This is a genomic window from Carnobacterium sp. 1290_CSPC, from assembly GCF_001053265.1.
Classification (GTDB): Bacteria; Bacillota; Bacilli; order Lactobacillales; family Aerococcaceae; genus Aerococcus; species Aerococcus urinaeequi.
This window is the reverse complement of record NZ_JVVG01000071.1, coordinates 1-24895: the sequence shown is the minus strand read 5'-3', so window position 1 is coordinate 24895 and position 24895 is coordinate 1. Positions and strand designations below refer to the sequence as shown.

The 24895-nt window shown below is 38.5% G+C and carries 36 protein-coding genes; 35 read left to right on the top strand and 1 reads right to left on the bottom strand.

Annotated features, from left to right (window positions below):
- Positions 1-8 precede the first annotated feature (8 nt).
- The 12 genes from AC973_RS06285 (at position 9) to AC973_RS09970 (ending at position 7159) form a co-directional block, all read left to right on the top strand.
- Positions 9-479 carry a hypothetical protein gene (locus tag AC973_RS06285; RefSeq protein WP_157850751.1) on the top strand — a complete coding sequence of 157 codons (471 nt, stop codon included), beginning with the start codon at positions 9-11 and terminating at the stop codon, positions 477-479.
- 2 nt (positions 480-481) lie between these two features.
- Positions 482-901: a DUF1642 domain-containing protein gene (locus AC973_RS06280; RefSeq protein ID WP_048728758.1), complete on the top strand. Its 420-nt coding sequence runs from the start codon at positions 482-484 to the stop codon at positions 899-901.
- Positions 898-1119 (top strand): hypothetical protein, encoded by a 222-nt coding sequence (locus AC973_RS06275; protein ID WP_048728755.1) that lies wholly within the window; start codon positions 898-900, stop codon positions 1117-1119. The genes AC973_RS06280 and AC973_RS06275 overlap by 4 nt, the downstream gene beginning before the upstream one ends.
- Positions 1116-1355, top strand: coding sequence for a hypothetical protein (locus tag AC973_RS06270; protein ID WP_048728751.1), 240 nt, complete (start codon positions 1116-1118; stop codon positions 1353-1355). Before AC973_RS06275 ends, AC973_RS06270 begins: the two co-directional genes overlap by 4 nt.
- On the top strand, positions 1352-1576 hold the full coding sequence (locus AC973_RS06265; RefSeq protein WP_065419870.1) for a hypothetical protein: 225 nt from the start codon (positions 1352-1354) through the stop codon (positions 1574-1576). Before AC973_RS06270 ends, AC973_RS06265 begins: the two co-directional genes overlap by 4 nt.
- A gap of 2 nt (positions 1577-1578) precedes the next feature.
- A complete protein-coding gene (gene nrdH, locus AC973_RS06260; RefSeq protein ID WP_048728743.1) occupies positions 1579-1809 on the top strand; it encodes a glutaredoxin-like protein NrdH in 231 nt (76 codons plus the stop codon).
- A gap of 137 nt (positions 1810-1946) precedes the next feature.
- Complete coding sequence (locus AC973_RS06255) at positions 1947-2153, top strand: hypothetical protein (RefSeq protein WP_048728740.1); 207 nt, start codon at positions 1947-1949, stop codon at positions 2151-2153.
- A gap of 13 nt (positions 2154-2166) precedes the next feature.
- Positions 2167-2589 (top strand): ArpU family phage packaging/lysis transcriptional regulator, encoded by a 423-nt coding sequence (locus AC973_RS06250; protein ID WP_048728738.1) that lies wholly within the window; start codon positions 2167-2169, stop codon positions 2587-2589.
- 504 nt (positions 2590-3093) lie between these two features.
- Entirely contained in the window at positions 3094-3549 is a 456-nt protein-coding gene (locus AC973_RS06245; protein ID WP_225968945.1) for a terminase small subunit, read from the top strand.
- The gene (locus AC973_RS06240; protein ID WP_225968947.1) at positions 3527-4774 is read left to right on the top strand and encodes a PBSX family phage terminase large subunit; all 1248 of its coding nucleotides are present in this window, start codon (positions 3527-3529) and stop codon (positions 4772-4774) included. Before AC973_RS06245 ends, AC973_RS06240 begins: the two co-directional genes overlap by 23 nt.
- A gap of 11 nt (positions 4775-4785) precedes the next feature.
- Positions 4786-6270 (top strand): phage portal protein, encoded by a 1485-nt coding sequence (locus tag AC973_RS06235; RefSeq protein ID WP_048728729.1) that lies wholly within the window; start codon positions 4786-4788, stop codon positions 6268-6270.
- Entirely contained in the window at positions 6242-7159 is a 918-nt protein-coding gene (locus AC973_RS09970; RefSeq protein WP_192828990.1) for a phage minor head protein, read from the top strand. Before AC973_RS06235 ends, AC973_RS09970 begins: the two co-directional genes overlap by 29 nt.
- A 2-nt stretch (positions 7160-7161) precedes the next feature.
- On the opposite strand, the gene AC973_RS09710 is transcribed toward AC973_RS09970, so the two are convergent.
- On the bottom strand, positions 7162-7299 hold the full coding sequence (locus tag AC973_RS09710) for a ribbon-helix-helix domain-containing protein (RefSeq protein WP_082148255.1): 138 nt from the start codon (positions 7297-7299) through the stop codon (positions 7162-7164).
- A 102-nt stretch (positions 7300-7401) separates the two neighbouring features.
- Here AC973_RS09710 and AC973_RS09705 point away from each other — a divergent pair, with 102 nt between their 5' ends.
- The 23 genes from AC973_RS09705 (at position 7402) to AC973_RS06115 (ending at position 24632) form a co-directional block, all read left to right on the top strand.
- Complete coding sequence (locus tag AC973_RS09705; protein WP_048728725.1) at positions 7402-8325, top strand: hypothetical protein; 924 nt, start codon at positions 7402-7404, stop codon at positions 8323-8325.
- 44 nt (positions 8326-8369) lie between these two features.
- A complete protein-coding gene (locus tag AC973_RS06220) occupies positions 8370-8549 on the top strand; it encodes a hypothetical protein (RefSeq protein ID WP_048728722.1) in 180 nt (59 codons plus the stop codon).
- Positions 8550-8692: 143 nt separating this feature from the next.
- Positions 8693-8959 carry a DUF6275 family protein gene (locus tag AC973_RS06215; protein ID WP_048728717.1) on the top strand — a complete coding sequence of 89 codons (267 nt, stop codon included), beginning with the start codon at positions 8693-8695 and terminating at the stop codon, positions 8957-8959.
- A gap of 127 nt (positions 8960-9086) precedes the next feature.
- Positions 9087-9644 carry a phage scaffolding protein gene (locus AC973_RS06210; RefSeq protein WP_048728715.1) on the top strand — a complete coding sequence of 186 codons (558 nt, stop codon included), beginning with the start codon at positions 9087-9089 and terminating at the stop codon, positions 9642-9644.
- 19 nt (positions 9645-9663) lie between these two features.
- Positions 9664-10575, top strand: coding sequence for a hypothetical protein (locus AC973_RS06205; protein ID WP_048728712.1), 912 nt, complete (start codon positions 9664-9666; stop codon positions 10573-10575).
- Positions 10576-10587: 12 nt separating this feature from the next.
- Positions 10588-10830: a hypothetical protein gene (locus tag AC973_RS06200; RefSeq protein WP_048728710.1), complete on the top strand. Its 243-nt coding sequence runs from the start codon at positions 10588-10590 to the stop codon at positions 10828-10830.
- Positions 10831-10865: 35 nt separating this feature from the next.
- Complete coding sequence (locus tag AC973_RS06195; protein ID WP_048728707.1) at positions 10866-11396, top strand: hypothetical protein; 531 nt, start codon at positions 10866-10868, stop codon at positions 11394-11396.
- Position 11397: 1 nt separating this feature from the next.
- Complete coding sequence (locus tag AC973_RS06190) at positions 11398-11721, top strand: head-tail adaptor protein (protein ID WP_048728705.1); 324 nt, start codon at positions 11398-11400, stop codon at positions 11719-11721.
- Positions 11714-12136, top strand: a complete 423-nt coding sequence (locus AC973_RS06185) for an HK97-gp10 family putative phage morphogenesis protein (RefSeq protein ID WP_048728703.1) — start codon at positions 11714-11716, stop codon at positions 12134-12136. Before AC973_RS06190 ends, AC973_RS06185 begins: the two co-directional genes overlap by 8 nt.
- Before the next feature lie 11 nt (positions 12137-12147).
- Positions 12148-12516: a hypothetical protein gene (locus AC973_RS06180; protein WP_048728702.1), complete on the top strand. Its 369-nt coding sequence runs from the start codon at positions 12148-12150 to the stop codon at positions 12514-12516.
- Positions 12516-13115, top strand: coding sequence for a hypothetical protein (locus AC973_RS06175; RefSeq protein WP_048728701.1), 600 nt, complete (start codon positions 12516-12518; stop codon positions 13113-13115). The genes AC973_RS06180 and AC973_RS06175 overlap by 1 nt, the downstream gene beginning before the upstream one ends.
- Positions 13116-13149: 34 nt before the next feature.
- Positions 13150-13584, top strand: coding sequence for a hypothetical protein (locus AC973_RS06170; RefSeq protein WP_048728699.1), 435 nt, complete (start codon positions 13150-13152; stop codon positions 13582-13584).
- A 65-nt stretch (positions 13585-13649) separates the two neighbouring features.
- Positions 13650-13901: a hypothetical protein gene (locus AC973_RS06165; protein WP_065419869.1), complete on the top strand. Its 252-nt coding sequence runs from the start codon at positions 13650-13652 to the stop codon at positions 13899-13901.
- Entirely contained in the window at positions 13901-16771 is a 2871-nt protein-coding gene (locus tag AC973_RS06160) for a phage tail protein (RefSeq protein ID WP_048728689.1), read from the top strand. Before AC973_RS06165 ends, AC973_RS06160 begins: the two co-directional genes overlap by 1 nt.
- A 265-nt stretch (positions 16772-17036) precedes the next feature.
- The gene (locus AC973_RS06155; protein ID WP_192828989.1) at positions 17037-17750 is read left to right on the top strand and encodes a hypothetical protein; all 714 of its coding nucleotides are present in this window, start codon (positions 17037-17039) and stop codon (positions 17748-17750) included.
- Positions 17751-17936: 186 nt separating this feature from the next.
- Complete coding sequence (locus AC973_RS09480; RefSeq protein ID WP_192828988.1) at positions 17937-19595, top strand: phage tail spike protein; 1659 nt, start codon at positions 17937-17939, stop codon at positions 19593-19595.
- A gap of 39 nt (positions 19596-19634) precedes the next feature.
- Positions 19635-21524: a polysaccharide deacetylase family protein gene (locus AC973_RS06145; RefSeq protein WP_048728680.1), complete on the top strand. Its 1890-nt coding sequence runs from the start codon at positions 19635-19637 to the stop codon at positions 21522-21524.
- Between the two features lie 205 nt (positions 21525-21729).
- Positions 21730-22041 carry a hypothetical protein gene (locus AC973_RS06140; protein WP_048728674.1) on the top strand — a complete coding sequence of 104 codons (312 nt, stop codon included), beginning with the start codon at positions 21730-21732 and terminating at the stop codon, positions 22039-22041.
- Positions 22042-22102: 61 nt separating this feature from the next.
- Entirely contained in the window at positions 22103-22483 is a 381-nt protein-coding gene (locus tag AC973_RS06135) for a hypothetical protein (protein WP_048728672.1), read from the top strand.
- Entirely contained in the window at positions 22476-22802 is a 327-nt protein-coding gene (locus AC973_RS06130) for a hypothetical protein (protein WP_048728670.1), read from the top strand. The genes AC973_RS06135 and AC973_RS06130 overlap by 8 nt, the downstream gene beginning before the upstream one ends.
- Positions 22802-23062 (top strand): phage holin family protein, encoded by a 261-nt coding sequence (locus AC973_RS06125; protein ID WP_053083822.1) that lies wholly within the window; start codon positions 22802-22804, stop codon positions 23060-23062. The genes AC973_RS06130 and AC973_RS06125 overlap by 1 nt, the downstream gene beginning before the upstream one ends.
- Entirely contained in the window at positions 23062-24294 is a 1233-nt protein-coding gene (locus AC973_RS09475; RefSeq protein WP_053083821.1) for an N-acetylmuramoyl-L-alanine amidase, read from the top strand. The genes AC973_RS06125 and AC973_RS09475 overlap by 1 nt, the downstream gene beginning before the upstream one ends.
- Before the next feature lie 83 nt (positions 24295-24377).
- A complete protein-coding gene (locus AC973_RS06115) occupies positions 24378-24632 on the top strand; it encodes a hypothetical protein (RefSeq protein WP_048728667.1) in 255 nt (84 codons plus the stop codon).
- Positions 24633-24895 lie beyond the last annotated feature (263 nt).

The window sequence follows — 24895 nt, the reverse complement described above, 5'->3', positions numbered from 1 at the left end:
GAGGAGAAATGATGAATTTACAAGAAGAAATTTTAAAGATTAAAAATGAAATGATTGATGAATTTGACAAGCGGGTAGAGGCGTTGAAAGAAGAGGAACAGGAATTTCCACAAGATGGAGATGATTATTGGTCCATAAGTGAAACAGGCGAATATATAGGAGATAAATGGGATAGCCTCGATTTTGAAAAAGATATGCTCGAGATTGGCAACGTTTTTAAAACTAAACAACAAGCAGAGTTCGCAGCAGAAAAACTAAAAGTTGAGGCTGAGCTGCGGAAGTTTAGTAAGCCGTTTGAGATGCTTTCAACAAACTGGCTTATAGCCGAAGAGAAAGGTGGAACTATTGCAACACACTGGTCGTCGCACTCAAAATCTCAAGGGACGCTTTATTTTGAAAGCGAAGAAAAAGCCCGACAAGCTATTGAAACAGTCGGAGAAGACCGTATCAAGAAATACATTTTCGGAGTGGAGGACTAACCATGAAAATCGAAATTGAGAAACCAGTGATACCTAAATTTGTTGCTGATTGGATAGAGTCAAACGCAAGCGGTTTTAATATAAGGGGCATACTTGATGATATTAACAATTGGGATACACCAGACATTTTAAGCTGGTGTAGGAAAGTTGACGGTGAGCTGTCATACAAAACGCTAGTTACCGCTTACTTATATGGTTATGAAGTTGAAGAAGAGATACTTTACTACGCTAGGATGAAAGGTAGTAATTTGGTAATGGATGACATTTACACATACTGGCGCAAGGCATTAGGTGTTTCAAAGTTAGGGTTAGGTTGCAAACAACATGAGGACGTGCTTGTCAAAACCAAGATGACCAAAGAAGAATGGAACAAACTAGGTATCAACGACACCAATGCTGACTTTGAGGAGGTAGGAGAATGAAAGCTTATGTTCTTGGACTATATAGTAACGAAGATGCAGGTAATGAGTTAGTTTTCGCCAATACAGTAAAAGAAGCCAAGGGTAAGAATACCGAGTTAGACCCTGAAAGCTACATCGACTTGTACGCACATCGAGAAAAGGCGTTTGATGGCATGGAAAATACTCCAGAAGAAGTTATTTTAGAAAAAATGAAAGCAGAGGGGTGGCGTATCGGATGAATATGCGACCTAATAATGAAACGGGAGAAGTGCTAATAGGTTTATGTATATTGCTTGTACTTTTTGGAATGTTTTGGATGGTCACAGAGAATAGTCAAGAACTCGATATTTCTACCGCCAAACCGATATACCAACAACAAATCGGTGATGAAACCGAGCCAGATATTTTAATTATCTATGAGGCGGAAGTTGATGGGGTTAAGGTGTATCCGAGCGTTATTAAGGAGGCGGAATGATGCAATTAAAAAAATGTAAAGTGGTAATCAATAAAAAGGGCGAGCTGATTGAAGCTGACTTCTATGGAGTTTTTCAGAAGGCTTGGACTCATGGAGATAGTCCTTTAATAGGAGGTTTCAAGGCAGGGCAAATAGCTCACCCAGTTGCCGTTGTCGACTGGGGAGAGGGTCTAAAAGAAGTGAACATTGAAGATGTAAAGGATATTTGGAGAGGAATTTAACTATGACTAACAAAGTAACAGTATATTCAAAACCTGATTGCATGCAGTGTAATTTTACTAAAAAATGGCTGAAAGAGCGGAATATTCCTTTCACAGAATTAAATGTTAAAGAAGATGAAGATGCTCTATCTAAGATAAAAGAAATGGGCTATCAAGCGGTACCTGTGATTGTTACCGAAACTGAAAATTGGTATGGTTTCCAGCCTGACAAGTTGGCAAAGTTGGTGGAATAAATGGACTTAATAACACAAATACTAGTATTCATTGGTGCTTTTGCCCTAATCGTCGTGGTAGGTACTTTTGTAGGGATACTACTTGTTACGGTAGAAGACATCATTGCAGAGCGTGGGCAGGAAAGGGAAAGATCAAAATGGCGTACAAAAAAGTAACGGTAATTCAAGGGAAAATAGGTTGCTTAGAAATCGATGGGGAAAGTGCCTATGAGCAAGTAGATAGACAGGTTAAATCTAACAAACAAGATATCTATGTAAACGAGGATATCGGCAGTATGGTGACTGAGAGAATCATTAGGGCAAGTGATATTGAAGCGTACTATGTTAAGGATGTAATAAACTAGAAGGAGTGTTGGCATGCTATTTCCAGAAGTTGATGAAAAAGCTACAAAAGAAAAAGTGGATAGTTTACTAAAGAACTATCATAAGATTAGACGTCTGTCAGGCATGCCAATTGAGCAGAAGGTAACAGCAACATATAGCCTAGATCCGAAGAGCTTTACGGGTATGAATTCAAGCGAAATTGAGAATGGGACTATTAAGAAATTAGATGCAGTTAGCTTATATCGAGATATCAATGCTGCAATTAATACCTTGGATGTTTATTCTAGAAAACGCATATATGATAAGTACATCAATTCAACTAGGTTTTATGATTATGAGGTTTATAGCGCTGAAAACATCAGCGAAGCAACCTATTACCGTGAAGTTGGCAAAGCTATGATAGAATTTGCGGAAGCTTTTCAAAGTGGTAGTTTGCTAGTTTTTGAAAATGAGTGATTATTGAAAGATGTGTGATTGAGAAACATAGTATTATGCTAATTGAGATAAGTCGGTAAACTTATCTCGCCTCCTTTTTGGATCACCATTCCTGAGATAAACGAGTAAAGTCCTTGAGCCACGGAAATGGTGCAAGGCAAAAGTTGGGTACCTCCCGACTATATATAACAGTGACTATGCTTGGTGTGAGAATACAGCACGATTCTGTGGGTTCGATTCCCACAATAGTTATAGCAAGGCACAGCCAGCTCAAATAATGAAGCTCATTTAATCGTCACTGACTAACCTTGCTTATTGATTTATGCGCACTAACCGTCGGAACGTACCTACCAGACCAACCGACAGGCTGATGAGTAACCTTGAATACTAGGATCAAGCTACGCGGGTACTGGTTATGCGTATAAATGAGTAATAAAAATAACATCAATAGCTATCCAGTCTTTAAATAGACACACTTACGAGTGACGGGTGGCTTTTTTTAATACAACGAAAGGTGGTGGAAAATTGGCAAAAGAAAAGAAATTAACGTTAAAGCAGCAGCGTTTTGCTGATGAGTACATCATTAGTGGGAACGCTACACAATCAGCAATTGAAGCTGGATACAGTAAAAAGTATGCGAATACTAATGCAAGTAAATTACTACAAAACACTACAATCAAGCGTTATATAGATGAACAGCTTGAAATACTCAAAAATGAGCGTGTTGCTGACCAACAAGAGGTGCTTGAGTATCTAACATCTATTGTTCGTGGAGAACAAACCGAACAGACTTTAAGAGGTGTTGGTGAGGGCGCACAAGAAATTGATAACATTGACGTGAGCGCTAAAGATCGTATTAAAGCTGCAGAATTATTAGGTAAGCGCTATGGTATTTGGACTGATAAGACTGAACTAACTGGCGAGATTGATACAGAAATCAGCATCAAGATTGATTACGGTGATGATGGCGATGGAGATTAAAATTCAAGCAAACGCTAATTTCAAGAAGCCTGATCAATCTAAAAAACGTTACATCATCATGAAAGGTAGTGCTGGTAGTGGTAAGTCAGCAGATACGGCACAGCATTATATTTTGCGTTTAATGGCTCAAAAAGGGCGTAATTTGCTTTGTGTTCGTAAGTCGGACATAACCAACCGTGACAGTACCTTTGCAGAGCTTACAGGGGCTATAAACCGTATGTTTGGACGTAATGCCGACAAGTATTGGCGAGTAACTCAAAGCCCTATGAAGATAGAATGCAAGCTAAATAGCAATCAGATTATCTTTAGGGGTGTCAACGATGAAAAACAACGTGAGAAGCTTAAATCAATCACATTTAAACAGGGAAAACTAACTGATGTTTGGATTGAAGAAGCAACAGAAATAACACAAAGCGATTTTGAAATCATTGATGACCGTTTGCGTGGCCAACTGCCAAAAGGACAATTTTATCAAATAAGATGCACCTTTAACCCAGTTTCTAAAACACACTGGATTAAGAAGGTGTTTTTTGATGTTCAGGACGACAATGTTTTGACTCATCATTCAACATATCTGGAGAATCGGTTTATAGATGAAGCATACAATCAGCGTATGGAAAGACGTAAGCGAATAGACCCAGACGGCTACCGTATCTATGGCTTAGGCGATTGGGGTGAGTTAGGTGGGGTTATCCTACATAACTATGAGACTCGTGATATATCGCAAAATATCGATGATTATGATGATGTTTCAATTGGTCAGGACTTTGGTTTTAACCATGCTAATGCATTGCTTTTACTTGGTTGGAAAGATGGGGACATCTATGTTATCCGTGAGATCTATGAGCACGAGAAAACAACCGATGAAATTATTCAAAAAGCTGAGGGAATTATTCCTAAGAACAAAGATATGTGGTGTGATTCAGCAGAGCCAGACCGCATCAAGGAGTGGGAGCAAGCTGGATATATGGCTAGACCAGTTAAAAAGGAAAAGACCACAGATAAGAAGTACCAAGCCACTCAAATTGACTGGCTGAAACAACGGAACATCTATATTCATCCATCGTGCACTAACACTTTAAAAGAGATGCAACAGTGGAAATGGAAGAAGGATGAACGTTCTGGTGAGTATTTAGATGAGCCAGTACCTATCTTTGACGATGCAATGGCAGCATTGCGTTATGGAATTGAAACATGGCGTAAGCCAAACAATTGGCTATATTAAGGGGTGATAATTTGGACAATAAATATCTATTTAGTGATAACACGAAAGTGCTAGCAACAGCTTTAAATAAGGCGATTGATAATGATAAGCAATCTATAAATAAGGATAAAGCTAAGACAGGCGTTAACTATTACAACTATGAACATGACATTTTAAAGAACCGCATCTTTTACATTGATGATAATGACGTGCTTCATGAGGATAAAAACGCATCAAATGTAAAGATCCCGCATGCATTCTTTACGGAGCAAGTAGACCAGAAGGTGCAGTATTTGCTATCTAATCCAGTTGAAGCGACGGTTGAAGATGAGCAATTTCAGACGTATTTAGCAGAGTATTATGACGAAGATTTTCAACTATTCTTGCAAGAGGTTTTAGAAGGCGCTTCTAAGAAAGGGTTTGAATATGCCTATGCACGTACCAACACCGATGACAAGTTATGTTTCCAAGTTTCTGACAGCTTACAGACTTTCACTGTTGAAGATGATGAAGGCAATAAGCGCATCATTCGCTATTATGACAAGGATAAAACGGTTGAAGGTAAAAATACCACCGTAACGGTTGCTGAGGTATGGGACGAGGAGCAAGTCACTTTCTTTATCACTGATAAGAATAAACGTTTTGAATTTGATGATAGCCGTGAATTAAATCCTAGACCGCATGTTGTGGCTAAGGATGCTAAGGGTCAGTTATTAAAGAGAAGCATGGGGCAGATACCTTTCTACCGTTTATCTAATAACAAGCAAGAACGTACTGATTTAGAACCAATTAAAGCGTTAATTGATGATTATGATCTAATGGCTGCATTCTTGTCTAACAACTTACAAGACTTCTCAGAAGCTATTTACGTTGTACGTGGCTTTAGAGGTGATGACCTTTCTAAGTTACGTCAAAATATTAAGGCTAAGAAAACAGTTGGTGTTGGTGAAAATGGTGGTGTTGACGTTCAAACGGTCAATATTCCTGTTGAAGCACGTAAGACTAAACTAGAGATTGACAAGGATGCAATCTATAAGTTTGGTATGGCTTTTGATAGCACGCAGCTAGGCGATGGCAATATCACTAATGTTGTTATTAAATCAAGATACGCCTTGCTGGACATGAAAGCTAACAAAGCAGAGGTAAGACTTAGATCAATGCTTAAGTGGATTAATGAGCTGATTGTAGACGATATAAATAGACGTAATGAAACAAGTTACAATGCTAGCGACATTGAAATCACTATCACTAGAGAAACAATGGTCAATGAGAATGACATTTATCTGAATGAGAAAGTTCAAGCTGAAACACGAGAGGTTATCATCCAGTCTATTCTTGCATCAGCACCTCGTTTAGATGATGAATCAGTGCTTAAACTCATTTGTGATCAGTTTGAGCTCGATTGGGAAGAAGTGCAGCTATTACTTGAGGAACAAGGCTATACAACTGGCTTACAAGATGACACTGACCCACCAGAAGTAGGTGAAGATGATGCAACAACTGGACAAGTGGAATAAGGAGCTTGGTAGGCTATCCAAGAAGCGTTACAAGCAAATGGATAACGAACTATATAACGCTTATAAAGACGGCTTAAAACAGCTTAAATTGGAAATTAAGCAGTATATAGATGCTTATGACTCGCTTAGCTTTTCTCAAAGACTTCAAGTTGAACGTCAATTACAGGTTGCTACTCAGATTAATGACGTAGTCAATGAAATGGGTGGCAAAGAAGAGTGGTTGTTGCGTAGCTTTATATCTGATGAAGGTACTCAAGGTTACTTTGGTACATTCTATGCGCTTGAAGGCGCTGAAAATATTCAAATCAACTTTGCAATGTTGCCAGAGGATTACATTGAGGAACTTGTTAATACACCAGTAGCTGGTAAGAGGTTATCCACAAGGTTATACACAAACCAAAGTAAGTTGGCACAAGAAACCACCACTGCACTGCTTCAAGGTGCGTTTAGAGGTGAGGGCTATGCCAAGGTGGCCAAACGTGTAAGTGAGCTAACAGAAGCTAACTACAAGCAAGCTTTAAGGATAGCTAGAACCGAGGGTGGTAGGGTTCAATCAACTGCCAAACAGAAGTCTTACGTTGAAGCTAAGAACAAGGGTATTGACGTTCAAAAGAGATGGTTATCTACTTTAGACAAGAAAACCCGTCACTCGCATCAGCAATTAGATGGCCAGACGGTAGACGTTGAAGAAGAATTTACTGCACCAAGCGGGGCTAAGGCAATGGGTCCGAGGTTATTTCAAGAAGCCAGTGAAACAATCAACTGTAGGTGTACTACAATCACGGTTGTAAACGGCATCTCACCCGATTTTAGGAAAGACAACGAAACGAAGGAAATTGTTCAGTACAATAATTATAAAGAGTGGTTAGAGGCAAAAAATAAAACCTAGAACTATTTACTAGGTTTTTTTAAGTATTCAAGTATAGCTTGTTCTACCAATCTTGCTTGTGGAATCATGGTTTTTTCAGATTCCTTTTTTAACAATTCGATAGTTGTTTCTTCAAGCGTGAAAGTTACTCGCTTTTTCATGTTATCACCCCTTTACTATATAATACAATATAAGTATTGCATAGTAAACCATTAATTGATACAATATTAGTATGAATAAGTATTGTATTGGAGAGTGGTTACATGATCATTAATTGTGATAATTGCGGTAAAGAAGCATACAAAAAACCGTATCATGTTAAGAAAAACAAGAATCTGTTTTGCAGTCCAGTTTGTCATAATGAATTCAAGAGAAAGAAGCAATATGATCTAATGTCGAAAAATGTTGGTGCTGATTTTAGTTACTGGTTAGAAGAAAAGTATTGGGATGAAGAATTAACAACTAGAGATATATCAGAATTAGTTTATGGGAAGCGTACTAATTCACCTAACATAGCGGGGTGGATGGATAAGCTTAACATTCCAACAAGAGAACGAACTGACGCTGTAGCTTTGCAATGGAAAGATAATTACAAGCGTAGGGAAGTTCAAAGCGAATGGATGAGCGATAGACTGACTGGTAAACCATCACGTAGGCGAAGAAGTTTAAAATCTATCAGCGAAGAATACAAGGAACATGGATTGATAGTTATAAAGAGGCTGTTCGTTGATGGATATACTTATTTAGAGTGTGAGTGTGAGACGTGTGGTTCTGAGGTAGTTAAATCGTTAGGGAACATGAGCAAAGGTTGCCCTAGGTGTTTTAGTTCAAAGGGAGAAAAAGCTGTTGAGGAGTATTTAACAAGCGAAGCCATAGAGTTTATTCCACAATATAGGTTTGATGATTGCAGAAACAAAAATACGCTTCCATTTGATTTTTATTTACCTAAACAAAATATTCTTATTGAGTATGATGGTAGACAACACTTTGAAGTTGTAACATTTGGTGGTACAGAAGAAGAAGCGTTAATTAATTTTGAAAACATTCAAACTAACGACAAAATAAAGAATAAATATTCTAAAAAGAATAATATTAAACTAATAAGAATTCCTTATTGGGAAATTGATAACATAAAGCAAGTATTGGATAGAGAACTGAAATTAAGTCAAAAACAAGCACTTATCTGAAAAGGTAGGTGCTATTTTTATGCAATCAGTTAGGAGGCATCACAATGGCAATGACTGAATTTGAAAAGAAACTATTAGCCGAAGTTAAAGGCATTCGCAAGGAACTACACGACATGAATAAACCTGTTAAAATAAATAGCCACATTGACGGTAAAGACATAGTCAATGCAATTAATGAGAACACGCTAAACGTAATCAAGACATCAGGCGAGGCATGGAAATGATTAAGCGATGGCTATTAAAGGTATTAAACAGGTGCATTCTAGTGGCATACCGCTTGCGGTAGATTAGGAGCGTGGTCAATATGCTGAAAGATGCAGGTATCTAAATTTTGAATACGATGAAAACAAAAAAAGGAGAATGAATAATGGGAACTAAAGAATTTATTGAAAAGTGTCAACAATTGGTGGCTGACTATGCCAATGGCCATTTAGATGTAACAGATGATGCCAAAAAATTAACTGCTGATGAAGTGTACGTTGTTTGGTCGGTTAAAGCGTTACAGAATAGCAAGGCTTTATTAAGTACACCGTTGCCTGATGGTATGTACTACGAAGTTACTTATAATGGCGATGAAAATGAAATTTACTTCGATGCCTACAAGAAGTTTGAAAACAAAAAGATTGAATTATAACCATTAGCAAACGCTAGTGGTTTTTATTTGTCCGAAATGACGTTATAAACTAACTGGCTATCAGAATAACTAGCGAACCTTAAAACTTGAACTGACAAGAATAAAAAGAAAAAGGGGATATAAGAAGATGGATTTTAAAGAATTAGTTGCAAAGCATACAGGTGAAGATGGCAAATTGGACACAGAAGCATTTGTGAAAGAATTAAATACAGAAATGCCAAAGAATTACGTTCCAAAATCTGAGTTTAACTCAAAGAATGATGAACTGAAGGAAGCCAACCAGACCATTGATGGCCTGAAAAAAGCCAACACTGATAACGAAGAATTGCAGAAATCAATTGATGACTATAAAGCTAAAGCAGAACAAGCACAAGCAGAACTAGCGCAAACTAAAAAGGATACGGCTATTGAATCGGCTTTGCGTGAAGCGGGCGTTACAGACGTTGATTATATGCGATTTAAGTTAGGTGAGGTTGAAGTTGATAAAGATGGAAACATTGTTGATTTAGACAATAAAGTTAAATCTTTAAAAGAGTCTAATCCGACTTTCTTTGGAACAGACGATAATCCAGATGATAAAACGCCAACAGGCTATCAGGTCGTAGACAATGGACTTGATGAAGGTAAACCATCAGATCCGACAGCAACAGCAACAGCAGATTTTGAAGCAGCATTAGGACTATAAAAAGAAAAGAGGAAATTAAATGCCAAACGTATTAGAATATTCAAAAATTTTCCAACCGTCATTAGATAAGCAAGTCGTACAAGAATCAACTACAGGTTGGATGGAAGCAAACGCAAACTTAGTTAAATATAACGGTGGTAATGAAGTTAAACTACCTAACATTTTAATGGATGGATTAGCTGACTATGACCGTACAACTGGTTTTGTTGGTGGAGATGTAACACTAGAATGGAAAACATATAGCTTAACACAAGACCGAGGACGTACATTCTCAATTGATGCGATGGACGTAGACGAAACTAACTTTGTGGTAACTGCAGGTACTGTAATGGGTGAATTCCAACGTACAATGGTAGTGCCAGAAATTGATGCTTACCGTTACTCTAAGTTAGCTACATTAGCTATTGGTGCATCTCAAACACGTTCATTAGCTATCACAGCTGACAACATTGTTGATGAGCTATTATTCGACTTAAACGGTATGGAAGATGTTATCGGTGCTAAAGAAGTGGTAATCACAATGAATCCAATCTTAGCTGGTCAATTAGCTAAAGCTGGTAAAGATTACATTTCAAAAGCTATGCTTGCTAAGGGTGCTTTATCAGTTGAAGTACAATCATTTAACGATAATGCAATCGTAAAAGCACCTTCTAAGTTATTGAAAACTGCTTTCGAGTTTAACGATGGTACAACAGCAGGGCAAGAGACAGGTGGATTTAAAGCAGCAGCAGGCGCTTTAGATATCAACTGGTTAATCTCAACAAAAGATGCACCAATCGCAATCTCTAAGACTGACAAAGTGCGTACATTTGCACCAGATACTAACCAAAAGGCAGATGCTTGGAAGATTGACTACCGTAAATATCACGACTTATGGGTACCAGCCAGCAAGTTAACTTCAATTTACGCTAATACTAAACCAGCAGTATAGGAGGTGTAACCTATGCGTACATTTCAATTAGATAATGTGGTCAAGAAAACAGATAACGAGGTCAAGGCTAAGAAATACTTAGCCCTTGGCTTTAAAGAAATTGGTATTGAAGAAACAGAACAACAAGAACAAACTGAAAGCATCAACTTAAATAAGCTAGATGTCAAAGGTTTAAAAGAAGTTGCTGACGATCGTGGTATTGAATATGCTAAAAACGCCACTAAGGAACAAATGCTGGAACTTTTAGGGGAGTAGTCACTACTCCTCTTTTATTTTTGAGGAGGTTTAAGATGATTATTACTTTAGAAGATGCAAAAAAACTCAATCCAGATATTGAACAAGATGACCTAGATGCTTTTGAAACGAGTGTTAGAGAATTGACTAACAACAGCTTTCAAAATAAACACGTACGCTTTAAAGGTGTCGAGTTTGTAAGTGAAAGCATCATTCTCGTTAAGGAAGTCATCAGAGGCTTACGAGTTGGCGACACCATAGAAGTCAATTACAGCCATTATAACGATGGTTTGTTCACGGTGGCATCAATAGCTGGTAAACAGATTACAGTTGAAGGCACACCGTTTTTTGAAGCCAATTCAGGGCTTGCAATGGTGACTAAGGTGGAATACCCAGCCGACATTAAAAGAGGTATCAAGAAGCTGATTGAGTATGATGTGAAAATGGCTGATAAGGTCGGTATTAAGTCAGAAACAATTAGCCGAATGAGTACCACTTACTATGACGTTAACGGTTCTGATAATACAGACGGTTATCCATCTAGTTTACTATCATTCCTTGAGAAGTATGAAAAGATGAGGTGGTAGAATGCAACAAACTTTTACTATCCAACAGTTTTCTCAGTTTGATGACGGAATTGGTGGCTATACCGAAGAATGGGCTAAGTTTAAGACAGTCAAAGGCTACCTTGACCTAGTAACAGGTACAGACATTAATGCCGTTCAGAACGCAATTATAGAGCAATCAACGCATATTGTTATTATCCCTAGTTTTACAACAGGAATTACTGACAAAATGCGTGTAGTTGATGCTGATAACCGCTGGTACTCAATCACGTATGCTGATGATCCAGTTGGCCAACATCACCATAATGAGCTATACGTTAAGTTTGGCGGTGTTTTAAATGGCTAAAGGTTGGAAGTTTGAAGATAACAGTGCCAAGATAAAAGCGATGCTTGAATCAGCAAGTGAAGAAGCTATGGAATCAGCAGGATTAATGATAGAATCGCAAGCTAAATCCCTAGCACCAGTTGGTGATAGTGGAGAATTAAGAGATAAGATTAATCACACTGTAAGCCGTGAAAATGGTGTCGTGGTTGGTAAAGTTGGTTCGCCTACTGATTACTCAATTTATGTTGAGTATGGTACTGGTGAAATGGCCGAGAATGGTGCCGGTAGAAAAGGTGGATGGGTGTATAAGGCGCCTAATGGTAAATGGTATTACACTCGTGGCCAAAAACCTCAACCATTTTTAAGACCAGCTTTCAGACGTAACAAAAAGAACATTCAAGACATTGTTGGTAAGCACTACAAAGCTAAATTTTAGGAAGTGATGAGTTGATAGAATTTCTAAAAGAATTAAATCAACAATTTAGATTAGTCGTGCCAGAATCGTATCATGAGCGAAATAATAAGGCTACAGTCGTCTATCCATACGTTACCTATGACTTTGACAGCGAAGCCATAGAACGTAATGTAGACGGCTTTTATGTTGATGTAGATATCTTTGATAACAATTCAAGCTATATTGATATCTTTCAAATCGAAGAAGCCCTTAAAACTCATTTCAAAGATAATCGTAAATTGACGGATGATTTTTTCATCCGTTTTAATTTTTTGCGGTCTAACAAGATACCGACAGGCGACGACAATATTAAAAGACGTAATTTGCAGTTTTACTGCAAGATTGATTGGAGGAATAAATAATGGCATTAAAAAAGACAGGCTATAGCAACACTACTGCTAAAAATTATTTGATTAACGCTGCAACTATCTACACAGGCGTTAAATATGACGGTGAAGCGGGTGAATTCACAGGTACCTTGCACGGCGCTACTAGTGGCGGTGTAACACTAACAGTTGAGCAATCTTATCGTGATATCGAAATTGATGGCACTTTCCACATGAAAGTAAAAGGAAACAAGGTGCTAGAATCAGCAACGGCAACTGTTACAGCAAACATGAAAGAGTTAACTGCTGAAAATATCCGTAAATCGTTAAACGGTAGTATTCGAGAAGTTGTAGTTGGAGAGGCGCCAGTTGGCTATCAAGTCATTGAAACTAAGCGCTATTTAGAAGATGGTGACTACATTGAAAACATGGCCATTGTCGGTACTTTAAGTGGTACAGATAAACCCGTTATCGCAATTTTAGACAACGCCATTTCAACTGGCGGACTTGAATTAGGTACAGAAGATAATAACGAAGCGGTAGTAGAACAAACTTATGAAGCTCATGCGACTGTTGAGCAATTGGACGCAGATCAATACCCATGGAGAATTTTATTCCCAACGGTAGAGGCGTAGTATAGCAACCAGCTGAATAATAGGAGGACTTTAGATGACATTAGAAATGCGCGAACTTAAGGGTGATGACTTATTCACCCTTTTATCAATTGTAGGTAAATTAGATATTAAAGATGAATTTATGCAGTTATTTGAAGATAACAGCAAAGCTGATGTTAAACAGCCAACTGATCATCAGAAAAAAGAGCCTACTAAGGCTGAAAAAGCTAAATTAGAAGCTGAGAAAGCTAAACTTGAAGAAGAAGCTGAAAAGCGTGGCATGAAAGCAATGGCGAACATGTTACAAAAAGTGTTATTAAATATCGGAACGATTAAGAAGGATATTAATAGCTTGCTAGCTGACTTAACTGGTCAAACAGTTAAGGATATTCAAGAGTTAGGTTTAAAAGAGTACACCGCTTTAATCGTTGCATTCTTTAAGAAACCAGAGCTTGCTGATTTTTTCTCATCTATCGCATCATTAATGTAAACGATGGTGGCGAATTTGAACTAAAAGATACGCTATTTAAACGCTATGCTAATCCGTTAGACCTTATGAGTACATACTCATTAGAAGGTTTAGCGGATTTTATTTTGCAGTTATACGATGAAGAACGTGAAGAAGATCTTTGGGAAACGTGGCTACACAAAGAACAAAAAGACGACTTTAAAACGTTTAAGAAAAAATACTTTAAACAAGCTCATAGAAATAAACCTAAGGCGCTATCGAAGGAGGAAGAAGAACGCAACATTGCTAATGCAATGAGGTTCATCAAGCCTACTAACAAAGGTGGTGAGAACGAATAATGAATGAAATTTTTAAGTTGTTTGGGACAATCGGACTGAACAACAGGGAAGCAAACAAAGGTATCGATGAAACAACTGGTAAGGCTCAAAGTGCAAGTGGAAAGATCGCCGGATTCTTTAAAAAGGCAGCAGTGGCCATTGGTACCGTATTTGCTGCAGGAAAACTAATTGATTTTGGTAAAACGGCAGTAGAAGCGGCTGCAGGCGCTAAGGCGATTCAAGCGCAATTTGAGCAAGTATTTGGCGACATGCAAGGCGATGCGGGCAAAATGATATCCTCGATGGCGGATGAGTTTGGCATGGTGCCAACTCGATTGAAACCATCTATGACTAAGATGACATCGATGTTTAAAGGCTTGGGAATGGATACCGAAGAAGCCATGACACAGGCGAGTGATGCAGTACGCTTATCAGCGGATGCTGCTGCTTTTTATGATGTGTCTTATGAATCGGCTAACCAATCGCTAACATCCTTTATTAAAGGTAACTATGAGGGTGGGGAAGCCATTGGTATTTTCGCCAATGAAACCCAAATGGCTCAGTTTGCTATCCAAAAAGGACTTGTAGGATCTACCGCTGAATGGTCTGCACTAGATGAAGCCACTAAACAAGCTACACGTTTAGAATACGCCCAAAACATGCAAGAACTTGGTGGTGCGACTGGACAGGCTAGCCGTGAAGCTGATGGCTTTGAGAACGTTATGGGTAACGTCAAACAAGCATGGCAAGACTTCCTTGCACTTGTAGGTGGCCCAATTTTAGAACCTGTTGTAACAGCCTTGCAAAAGACAACCGAATGGCTACAACAAGCTGGTGGAAAGGTACAGGAGTTTCAAGGTTGGCTTGCCCAACTTAGAGATGAGGTGGCCAATTCAACGGCATATCAGTCCTTACAAGACGTTATAGGCGATTTAGTCGATAAGTTTATGGAGCTAAAAGAAAGCTTTGGAAACAGTCAGTTATTCGCTGATATGAAACAAGCTTTAAGCGATTTAAAAGATACTATCCTAGAAATTGACTTTAGAAAGCTTATTGATGATGTTTCAGAGTTTCTTGACAAGTGGGGACCTTTGATTGCTGGTATTTTAGGTGCAGTTGCAGCATTTAAAATTATTTCTGGTGTGATTCCGATTGTTGTTGGTGCTTTTAAAGCATTCTCAATCATCAAGTCATTAATCACTAGTGTAGGGCTATTACAAACGGCCTTTACATTCCTAGCACCAGTAATTGGGGCTATTAGTTGGCCAGTGGTAGCAGTTGCAGCAGTGATCGGTGTGTTAATCGCCGCTGGTGTTGCATTGTATAAGAATTGGGATGAAATAAAAGCTAAAGCAACAGAAGTTTGGGGCAACCTTGTTACCTTCTTTAGTCAGACTTGGGAATCCATTAAGACTAATGCAAGTAGTGCGTGGGAAGGTATTAAAACTTACTTTAGCAATCTATGGACATCCATTAGCACAACAGCAAGTGACGCTTGGAATAGTCTTGTAACATGGCTTACAGGTATTTGGACAAGTATAGTCACAACCGCTCAAAGTATTTGGCAAGGAATAGTAAATGTATTTACATTCGTTTGGTTGCTTGTTCAAGAGGCGTTTAACATTGCTTGGACACTCATTTCAAGTGGTTTATATGTGATTTGGCAAGGTATCGTTATAGCAGCATTAGCTATATGGCAACCAATCGTGGCTATTTTCACCACGGTTTGGAATATGGTTTCAAGTGTGTTTACAACTGTTTGGAACACAATTACGTCATACTTAACCACCATATGGCAAGGTATCATGACGGTTGCAATTGCAATCTTTACACCCATAGCTAATTTCTATACAGCTTTATGGGAAGGCGTTAAAGCCGTAGCGTTCGCCGTGTGGGATGCTATTGTTAGCTATTTAACCGCTAGATTCACATTAATCTGGACAACTGCAACCACAATATTTAATGCGGTTAGAACTGTAATAACAACTGTTTGGAATGCTATTAGTAGCGTTATTTCCACTGTCGTTAATGCAATTGTTACAGTGGTTTCTACTGGTTTTAACAACGTTAAAAATGGTGTGACTGTTATATTTAACGCTATCCGTTCAGTTGCTTCTAGCGTTTGGAATGCTATTAAGACAGTAATTACCAATGTAGTAACCAGCATTAGGAGCGGTGTGACAAGCGGCTTCAATGCAGTTAAATCAGCAGTAACAAGCATATTCAATGCAATCCGCTCAACTGCATCTAGTATTTGGAATGCAATCCGCTCAACAGTAGTTAACATTGCAAATAGCGTTAAATCAGGTGTATCTGGTGCCTTTAATAGCTTACGATCAACTGTTGCAAGTATTTGGAACGGTATTAAAAATGCTATTACAACACCAATTAATGCTGCTAAAAATGCAGTTAAATCAGCTATTGATAAAATGAAGAGTTTCTTCAATTTTTCATGGTCACTACCCAAGTTAAAAATGCCACACTTTAGTTTTAGCGGTAAATTCTCACTTAATCCGCCATCAGTTCCTAAGTTTGGGGTTGAATGGTATAAAGACGGTGGTATTTTAACCAAGGCTATGGCGTTTGGTATGAATGGTAATGACGTGATGGTAGGTGGAGAAGCTGGTAAAGAAGCAGTTTTACCTTTAAACCGTGAAACGCTTGGCGGTATCGGTCAGGGTATTGCTGATACTATGGATATAGGTTCAGAACAGTTAGCTATGTTATTGCAAGAAATCAAAGATGAATTGCATAACCTTTTAGAAAAAGACGATACTGTTGTCATTCAAGTAGACGGAAAGACAATTGCTAAAGTAACTAAAAACCCAATGGATGATGAACTAGGTAAGAAATCTAGAGATAAGCAAAGGAGGCTAGCAAGTGATTGGTAATCAACATATTAGAAATTTCTATTTCAATGGCAAAAGCACAGAAGAGTTAGGATTAGTTCTGAATTATTTCCGTGTAAAAATGCCGTCGAAATCCAAGAACAGAGTCCCTTTGCCTCATACGAATAAAACGCTAGATTTCAGTACCATATACGGTGAACAGCTATACGGTGACCGAGTGATAGACGCGAAAGTAACACTTCCAGAGTTTGAGTATCTTAGCCATAGTGATAAGTGGTCTTTCTGGACACAATTCACTAACTGGCTAATGAGTACCACAGAACGATCATCTCTAACCTATTCGATGATGCCAGAGTATTACTTCATGGCAGAAGTTGATAATGCGCCAACCTTTGAAGAATTTGAATTCTCTGGTGCTATGAGTTTTACATTCTCATGCTACCCATTTAGAGTTTCAAGTCTTCCTGAAGGACATGATCTAGTAGCATTTATGAATACGAAATTAGATGTAAGACAGCAAACTAATTTCACTTTTAAATCGTATTGGAATAGCTTTAAAGAATTGAATGTGGGGGATTATGCCACTTATGGAGCTTGGGCGACACAATATTATGACCCGAACTCGTCCACTGGTGGGGGAGATAAGATCAACCCTGGTTTTCATGGGTACACCTATCCGATTGTCGATAAGATTACAGCCGCTGAGTCTGACCTACGGCCATCCAGATATGCTTACAAGCTATCGAATAACGATGGCTGGCTACTGGAGCAAGATATTGTACAAGCTCAAACTGAGTACCTAGATGTAGTTGTGGTTAACCCTGGTATTTCTGATGTTGCACCAATTATCACAACGAATAATTCAGCAACTATTGTTAGAGATGATGAAATTTATAACCTGCAACCTGGCGTATATGAGACAGAACAATTTGTTTTGAAGTCCGGAGAAAATCATCTGAAAATGTACATTCCTGATGTAACGCTGAATATAGACTTCAATTTCCATAAGGAGCTGATTTAGGTGTATCAAGTTAAAATATATGATGGTCCTGATGATGCTACAGGAATTACTATCCACACATACCGAAGTGGACGAACAAAACTGGAAAATGGAAAAATAAATCAAGAAGTAGGGCTAATCCCTACTTTTTCTTTTTCCTTTTATCCTGATAACCCAGCTTTTGGAAAGGTTCAACCATACAGAACTTTGATAAATGTATTTAATACCAAAACCAAAAAGATGGAGTTTGAAGGGCGGGCGCTAGACTATTCTGACAGCATGGACGTTGATGGCATAATCTTGAATGATTTTAAAGCGGAAGGTGAACTTGCTTATTTAAATGATAGTGTACAGGCACATGTTGAATTTAGAGGAACAGTCCAGCAAGCTCTAGAAACACAAGTTAATCGCCACAATTCGATGGTTGAAGATTATAAATATTTTAAGGTTGGAATTGTGGAAGTAGAAGATCCTAATGATTATCTGTACTTTTATCTAAAGCAAGATGAAACTACATTAGACAGTATCGAAAGAACGCTTATTGATAAATTGGGTGGGGAGTTGCGTGTTCGTAAAGAGGGTAATGTCAGATACCTAGATTATTTAAATTTTGATGGCGATTTTGGAACAACTGAAATCAGACTAAGAAGCAATTTAAAATCTATGAGTCGTGATATAGATCCAACTGATGTAATTCCTAGACTGATCCCACTAGGTACCAGGATTGAAAGTGATGATCCGGATGCTACAGATGCAAGTCAGCAACGTATAACCATTGAAAGTGTGAATAATGGACTGGATTATATCGATAATCCAGAATTAATCAAACAATTCGGTGAAAAGTCCGTGCCTAAAATTTGGGACGATGTAACGACACCTGAAACGCTATTAAGTACTGCTAAACGATTTATGGAGAACCAGAAAACGGCTTTAGTGCAGTACGTTGTTGAAGCCTATGATTTAAGCTTAATTAATCAGAACATCGATGCATTCGAATGTGGCTGGTACTATCATTTGGTTAACCCAGTTATGGGTGTAGATGAAACGCTAAGAATTATCAAGAAAACCATTGATATTAACGCACCTGAGAATGATAAATTTGCTATCGGTAATTTATTTGAATCGTACACTGATATCCAGTTGGATCTTCAAAAAGAATATAGTAATGTCGTTCAATTACAGCAGGCAATAGCAAATGAAGCCAGAAAAGTAAATAACACCGTTTCAACGTTGCATCAAACTACTACAGCGCTGTCTGGGAAATTTGAGAAGTTTGAGAGCGAAAAGGTTGTCTCTATCGAAAATAGGATTAAAGCCCTTGAAGAAGCAAAAGTTACACCGCCTGGTGATGGTGAAGTAGACTCAAACGGTTATGCCACCAGTCGTGTTTTCCCAGTCGACTACACGCTACCTGGCATCAATTTCTTCGTACGATCAGGTAAATCACCGGGCTCAATTGAGTACGATATGACGTACGGTCCTAGAGATGGTGTGCTGCATAGCGGTCAGGATATTGGTACTAATGGCGATAGAAACTATAAAGCCCACGCAACGACTGATGGTGTTGTCCGTAAGGCTGAATTTATGACTGGCGGGATTGGTAATGCGGTGTACGTGGAACATACTGGTGACAAGTATTGGTCAAACTATATGCACTTGAAATCGATCAGCGTATCAGTTGGTCATACGGTTAAAGCTGGTGACGTGATCGGTGTAATCGGTGGTACGGGCGGAAATTACGCACCGCACTTACACTTTGAGATTAGTCCAGATGGAAACTTCCACAGTGGTGGAAATACAGTCAATCCGCAGTCATATCTTGGTATTACGGCAGACAATACAACAACTTTACCTAGACCAGTTTAATGCTGGTCTTTTTATTTAATTTAAAAGGAGCTGATACATTTGGCAGATGAACAATACATACCGATTAGCGTATTAAGGGAGTATATGCCTAAATTAAAGGACGAGGATTTGAAAGAATTAGGTCCAATTGAATATGATCAAAGCAAAGTGCCGGAAGTATCTAAGAAGCATGCTGAAAATGTACGTAGAAAAGTGTACTTACCAGATATGACTGAATCATTTGCAAGAGGCGTTGAATATGCAGGTTTGATTGCTAGTAAGAGCGAATCCTTATCTAACGCTACAAAAGAACGACAAGATACATTAGAAATTTACAACAATCAAGTTATCCAAGAAATAACTGACAAAGATGTCTTCAGCGCACCAGAAATAATTGCTGCTAGAAGTGGTGAATCAACTTTAAAGGCTAGATTAGACAAAGACTTGGCACAAACGAAGCAAAGGTTTGAAGAAAACCCTAATCCATCAATCGGGAAAGGTCCGAAAGATACAAGACCGGTTATCACCTTTATTACAGATGACGCTCGTCGTCAAGATATAACGATATTTAAAGACATGTTTCAACGAGTTGGTTTACCGGTATCAACTGCCGTAACACCGTATCGCTCAATAAATACACCAGACTACGGAAATGTGTATTTGACGGTAGATGAGATTAGAACTCTACAAGATGAATTCGGCTGGGAAATTGTATCTCATACTTGGAATCACGAAAGGCTCACAGAAATAAGCGATGAACAATTAGATTTCACGCTTAAAGAAAGTAGAGACTGGTTAAGAGATAATGGGTTTAAAGGCTATGAATATCTTATGTATCCATTCGGATTGTATGATGAACGTGTTAAACGGGTTACAGCCAAATATTATAAAGCAGCTAGAACAACTGCTGGACTTTGGGGCAGTGTTATCAATGAGTTTCCAGTCGCTTCATACCAGCTTTCAACACGCTTCTTCTCGCAAACAGTCAGCTTAGACATTTTAAAGGCAGATGTAGATCGACTTATAGAACGTGGCGGATGGCTAAATCTTTTCTTTCACTCGTGGGAAATTGACGATTGGAATCGGGAAGCAGATTTTGAAGAATTATTGAATTATGTTAAAGGCAAACAAGATTTAGGTTTACTGGATGTTATGGGGTATAAAGATACTTATGAACGATATGGAAATATTATCGACCAAGCATCTTATGTCGATAAGAATGACGACATGTTTATACTGCAACAAAATGGGGATATACGTACGAATTTTGGTAAAACGAAAAAAATTGCCGATAATTCATTAAACAATTATAGTTTACCTAATGAATTTCCGATAGATTGCACATCCTATATGACTAGCACACGTTCTGAAAACGGTTTTCCAACACCAGCAGGAACTTTGGAAACAATTTATTTCAATCCAAACCCCAACGAACCAACAAATACTAGATATTGCAGACAAACGTATTATCCTTACAATAGCAGTTTGGTATATACGAGGGGCTATCTTGCCAGTGGATGGACAGCATGGGTTACTCCGGGAGGGGGAACATCAACCGAAAGTCAATTCGCAATTATTACTGGCAGTACCGTCAATGGTAACACTCCGCCAAATGAATTCCCTGCAAGTAAACTCACTTTATACAGTATAGGTACAAACACACCCGGTATGCCTGTAACTATCGGTGGTATATTATCTGTGTATAAAATCAGCACATCTTACAGCTTCTGGTATCAAGAGTATAAAGCCAGTGGTGGGAACAGAAAGTGGCGCCGATACGCAACATCTGAAACCGCTTGGTCCGCATGGCAAATGATTGTGGCCGATTATGGTGGTGCTAGACCCACAAATGTCGCCCCGGGGTTCATGTTTTTTGATGCCACGATTGGCAAACCTATTTGGCTTAAAAGTGAAGGTGTGTGGGTAGATGCAAACGGTGTTACAGTGTAGGCCCAAACTGCGCATGAAATGAAAATAAAATGAAAAACGAAGGATAGTCAATTTGGCTATCCTTTTTACCTTGTTAAAAATAGAAAGGAGCGTGAGAAATGAAGAAATTTAAAGAGCATGTAATCTACTAATTTTTAATGGCGTTGTTGTTAAGAACGGCAACTAAACTCAAACTACACAGATAAAGAAAAAGGAGATTTATATTATGACAACATTCTACAATCAATCAGCTAAACGTTTTTACTTTGACACACCTCAAACAGACAAATTGCAAGCTTTTGCTGTACAAAATTCAACAGGAGTACTAATTGACGGAACTTTTACAAACACCAGTTCAGAGGATTCTAAAATCACTATTACGCTTAACGGTGCTGATATTTTGTATGAAAAAGCAATTTCGGCAGGCGATAATGAGGTAATTCCATTTAACATCGTGCTACAGGCTGGCGATATCGTGTATATCAAACAGTCCGTAGCTAATGCAGTCAACGTGTCCCTTAACGGATCAGTTGGGTAACAAGTGAACTAGCGCTCAATAAGTTGGGCGCTTTTATTTTTATTTGAAAGGAGCGTGAGAAATGAAAAAAATTAAGGAGCACTTAGTCAACTACTATTTCTCATATTTGTTGTCTTTTACTTCTGTGGCGTACGGTTGGAAGTTAGTTATTCATCCCGAGATTTTGCAAACTTACAGAGTCTATCAAAAAATTCGAGATGTGTTCGACCACCGCTTTATAGGTGTTTTTTTCTTACTATTAGGAGCGTCCTATGCAATTGCCACTTTATTTGACTTCAAAAGAATCAAACGGTTATTGCTACCGATTTTCAGCTTTATTTGGACATTCTTTGCCTTTAGCTTCATATTATCAGAGCCACCAAACACCGTGGGAATACTAACCCTGTGCGTGGCGTTTATAGGTTTTGGTGTTTCGTTGAGGGGTGATTTTAAGGATGGATGATTTAAACCCACTTTTGATTGCCATTGTACCAGCTTTTTTAACCTATCTTGGTACGAGGTACAAGTTCCAAAATGAGCGTGAGCAGTATGCCAGTAGTGAGTGGAAACAACTGTACGAAGAAACAAAAGAACGAATGGACAAATTACAAAGTCAAGTAGAAATGCTAAGTGAGCAAATGGCGGAAATGAAATCTATGCACGCCAAAGAAGTTGAGAAATTGGAAAACCAAAACACTGAATTAAAAGAAGAAAATCGGCAATTAAGAGTAGAAAATGGAAATTTGAAAAATCAATTGATAGAAAAGGAGCGAGGTAAATAATGGACATTTTAAATTATGTCGTACAAGAAGGACTGGTCATGATACCGGTCCTTTTTATTATTGGCGAGATTGTTAAAGGGACAGAATTGCTATCAAATAAATGGATACCGTTAGTAGTATTGGTAATCAGTATGGCATTTACGCCATTGGTGTTAGGTACTTATACAGCGGACACCATTGTGCAAGCGGTGCTAGTTGCAGGCGTAACGGTGTTTGGTAATGAGTTGGTTAAACAATCAAGTAAAGGAGAGGTTAAATAATGTCTTACACAATCCAAAAAGATTTAACCTTAATTAACAAAGGAACAAAAGGCCTAAACAATCCACAATGGATCATTGAACATTTCGTGGGTGCCGCTGGACAAGCTTGGGGAAATGCTAACTACTTTAAATCAGTTTATCGTGGAGCATCAGCTCACTACTTTGTTGACCCTAATGGTATAGTTCAGGTAGTAGAGGACGATACACCAGCATGGCACGTTGGTGATGGATTCCGTACTGGTAAGGGCACTTATAATGGCTATCACGGCTATGGTGCAACGAATAATAACTCAATCGGTATTGAAATGTGTCAAGATACTTCAACGGGTTCTGATGTTTGGCATTGGGAGTTCGACCCTGAAACTATCAAGCGTGCTAAGTGGCTAACTAAACAATTACAGAAAAAACATAATATTCCCGATGAGCGTGTAATTCGTCATTATGATGTTTCTGGTAAACTATGCCCGGGTAACTGGCAATGGAATGATTGGAAAAAATGGCGTGAATTTAAAGTTGAATTGGCGGGTTATAAAGTGGCGCAACAAGCTACAAACATCACTCAAAATGATGGTTATGTATCTGTAACTGCTAAAATGCACACCGTACAAACTGGTGAAACATTAGGTGCGATTGCTAAGAAATATGGTGTAACAGTTGATAACTTGGTTAAGTGGAACAAGTTAGAGAATCCTAACCTTATTTTCCCAGAATCAAAACTGTATGTGGCTAATCCAGCAATTACTACTTCAACTGGTCAGCAGCTACATTTACCAGCAAGCGCTAAGACGTGGCGAGTGTATAACGCAAGTGGTCCATATACTAGTAACTACGCTATCCACCAGTTAACACCATCCAACTTCGGGGGTTTAACCTATGATATTTTAGGTAACCCAGCGCCACACGTTTACTTAATTAAGACTAGTGTTAAGGGCACAGTAGCTATCTATGCCGGACCGGGAACTGGCGCTACAATCACTGGTAAAGGCGGCAGCATGGCCAACACAACTAAGAAACTATACTTACCCGCAAGTGCTGACACTTGGCGTGTATATCGTGTTAAAGGACCTTATACTGTCGGTAATGAGATCCATCTACTAACACCTAAGAAGTTCGGTGGACTGACTTATGACATTGTTGGTAACCCAGCGAAAGATATCTACTTAATTGACACAGAAGTCAAAGGACGAGTAGCGGTATATGCTGCACCTTCAACTGGTGCTGTAGTTAAATAATTAATTAAATCAAAGCCCTCACTGCCTGTTTAGGTGGTGGGGGCTTTTTTTGTGTTTCCTGTTATAATATACTCGGTGATAATATGAAATTAATATCTAAGTCAATGGTAGATACCAATTTTAGTATTTCAGAATTTTTAGATAAAAAAGGATACGAATATAACAGTGATTACATCTGCTTGACCAGCTATAAAGATAACCGTGTGTACATATTACTAGTTGACGATTCAATCTACACAATTATGATCATGAACGGAAACAGATACATCTTTGAAATGGAAAACGATATCTATGGCGTGATGGATGAGTTCAAAAATGAGATAAACTTATTAATCTAGTAATACCAACCGTTTAAGTGACATGTTTTTGAGTGTACTCAAGGCATGTTGAGACAGTGATACTACTTGAGAAGAAACGTTAGTTTCGCAGAAGTAGATCTCCTACCCATGCACGGATTTTCCAAGAAGGCAAGCAAAATGAGCAAGCTGAGTGGCTGAAACATTGTATGTTTAACGGTATAATTCATGAGGGAACAAAGCGACTTCATTTACAAGCTGTCAGCTAAGGAAACCTAGGTATTGATACCTAGGAGGAATTAGCG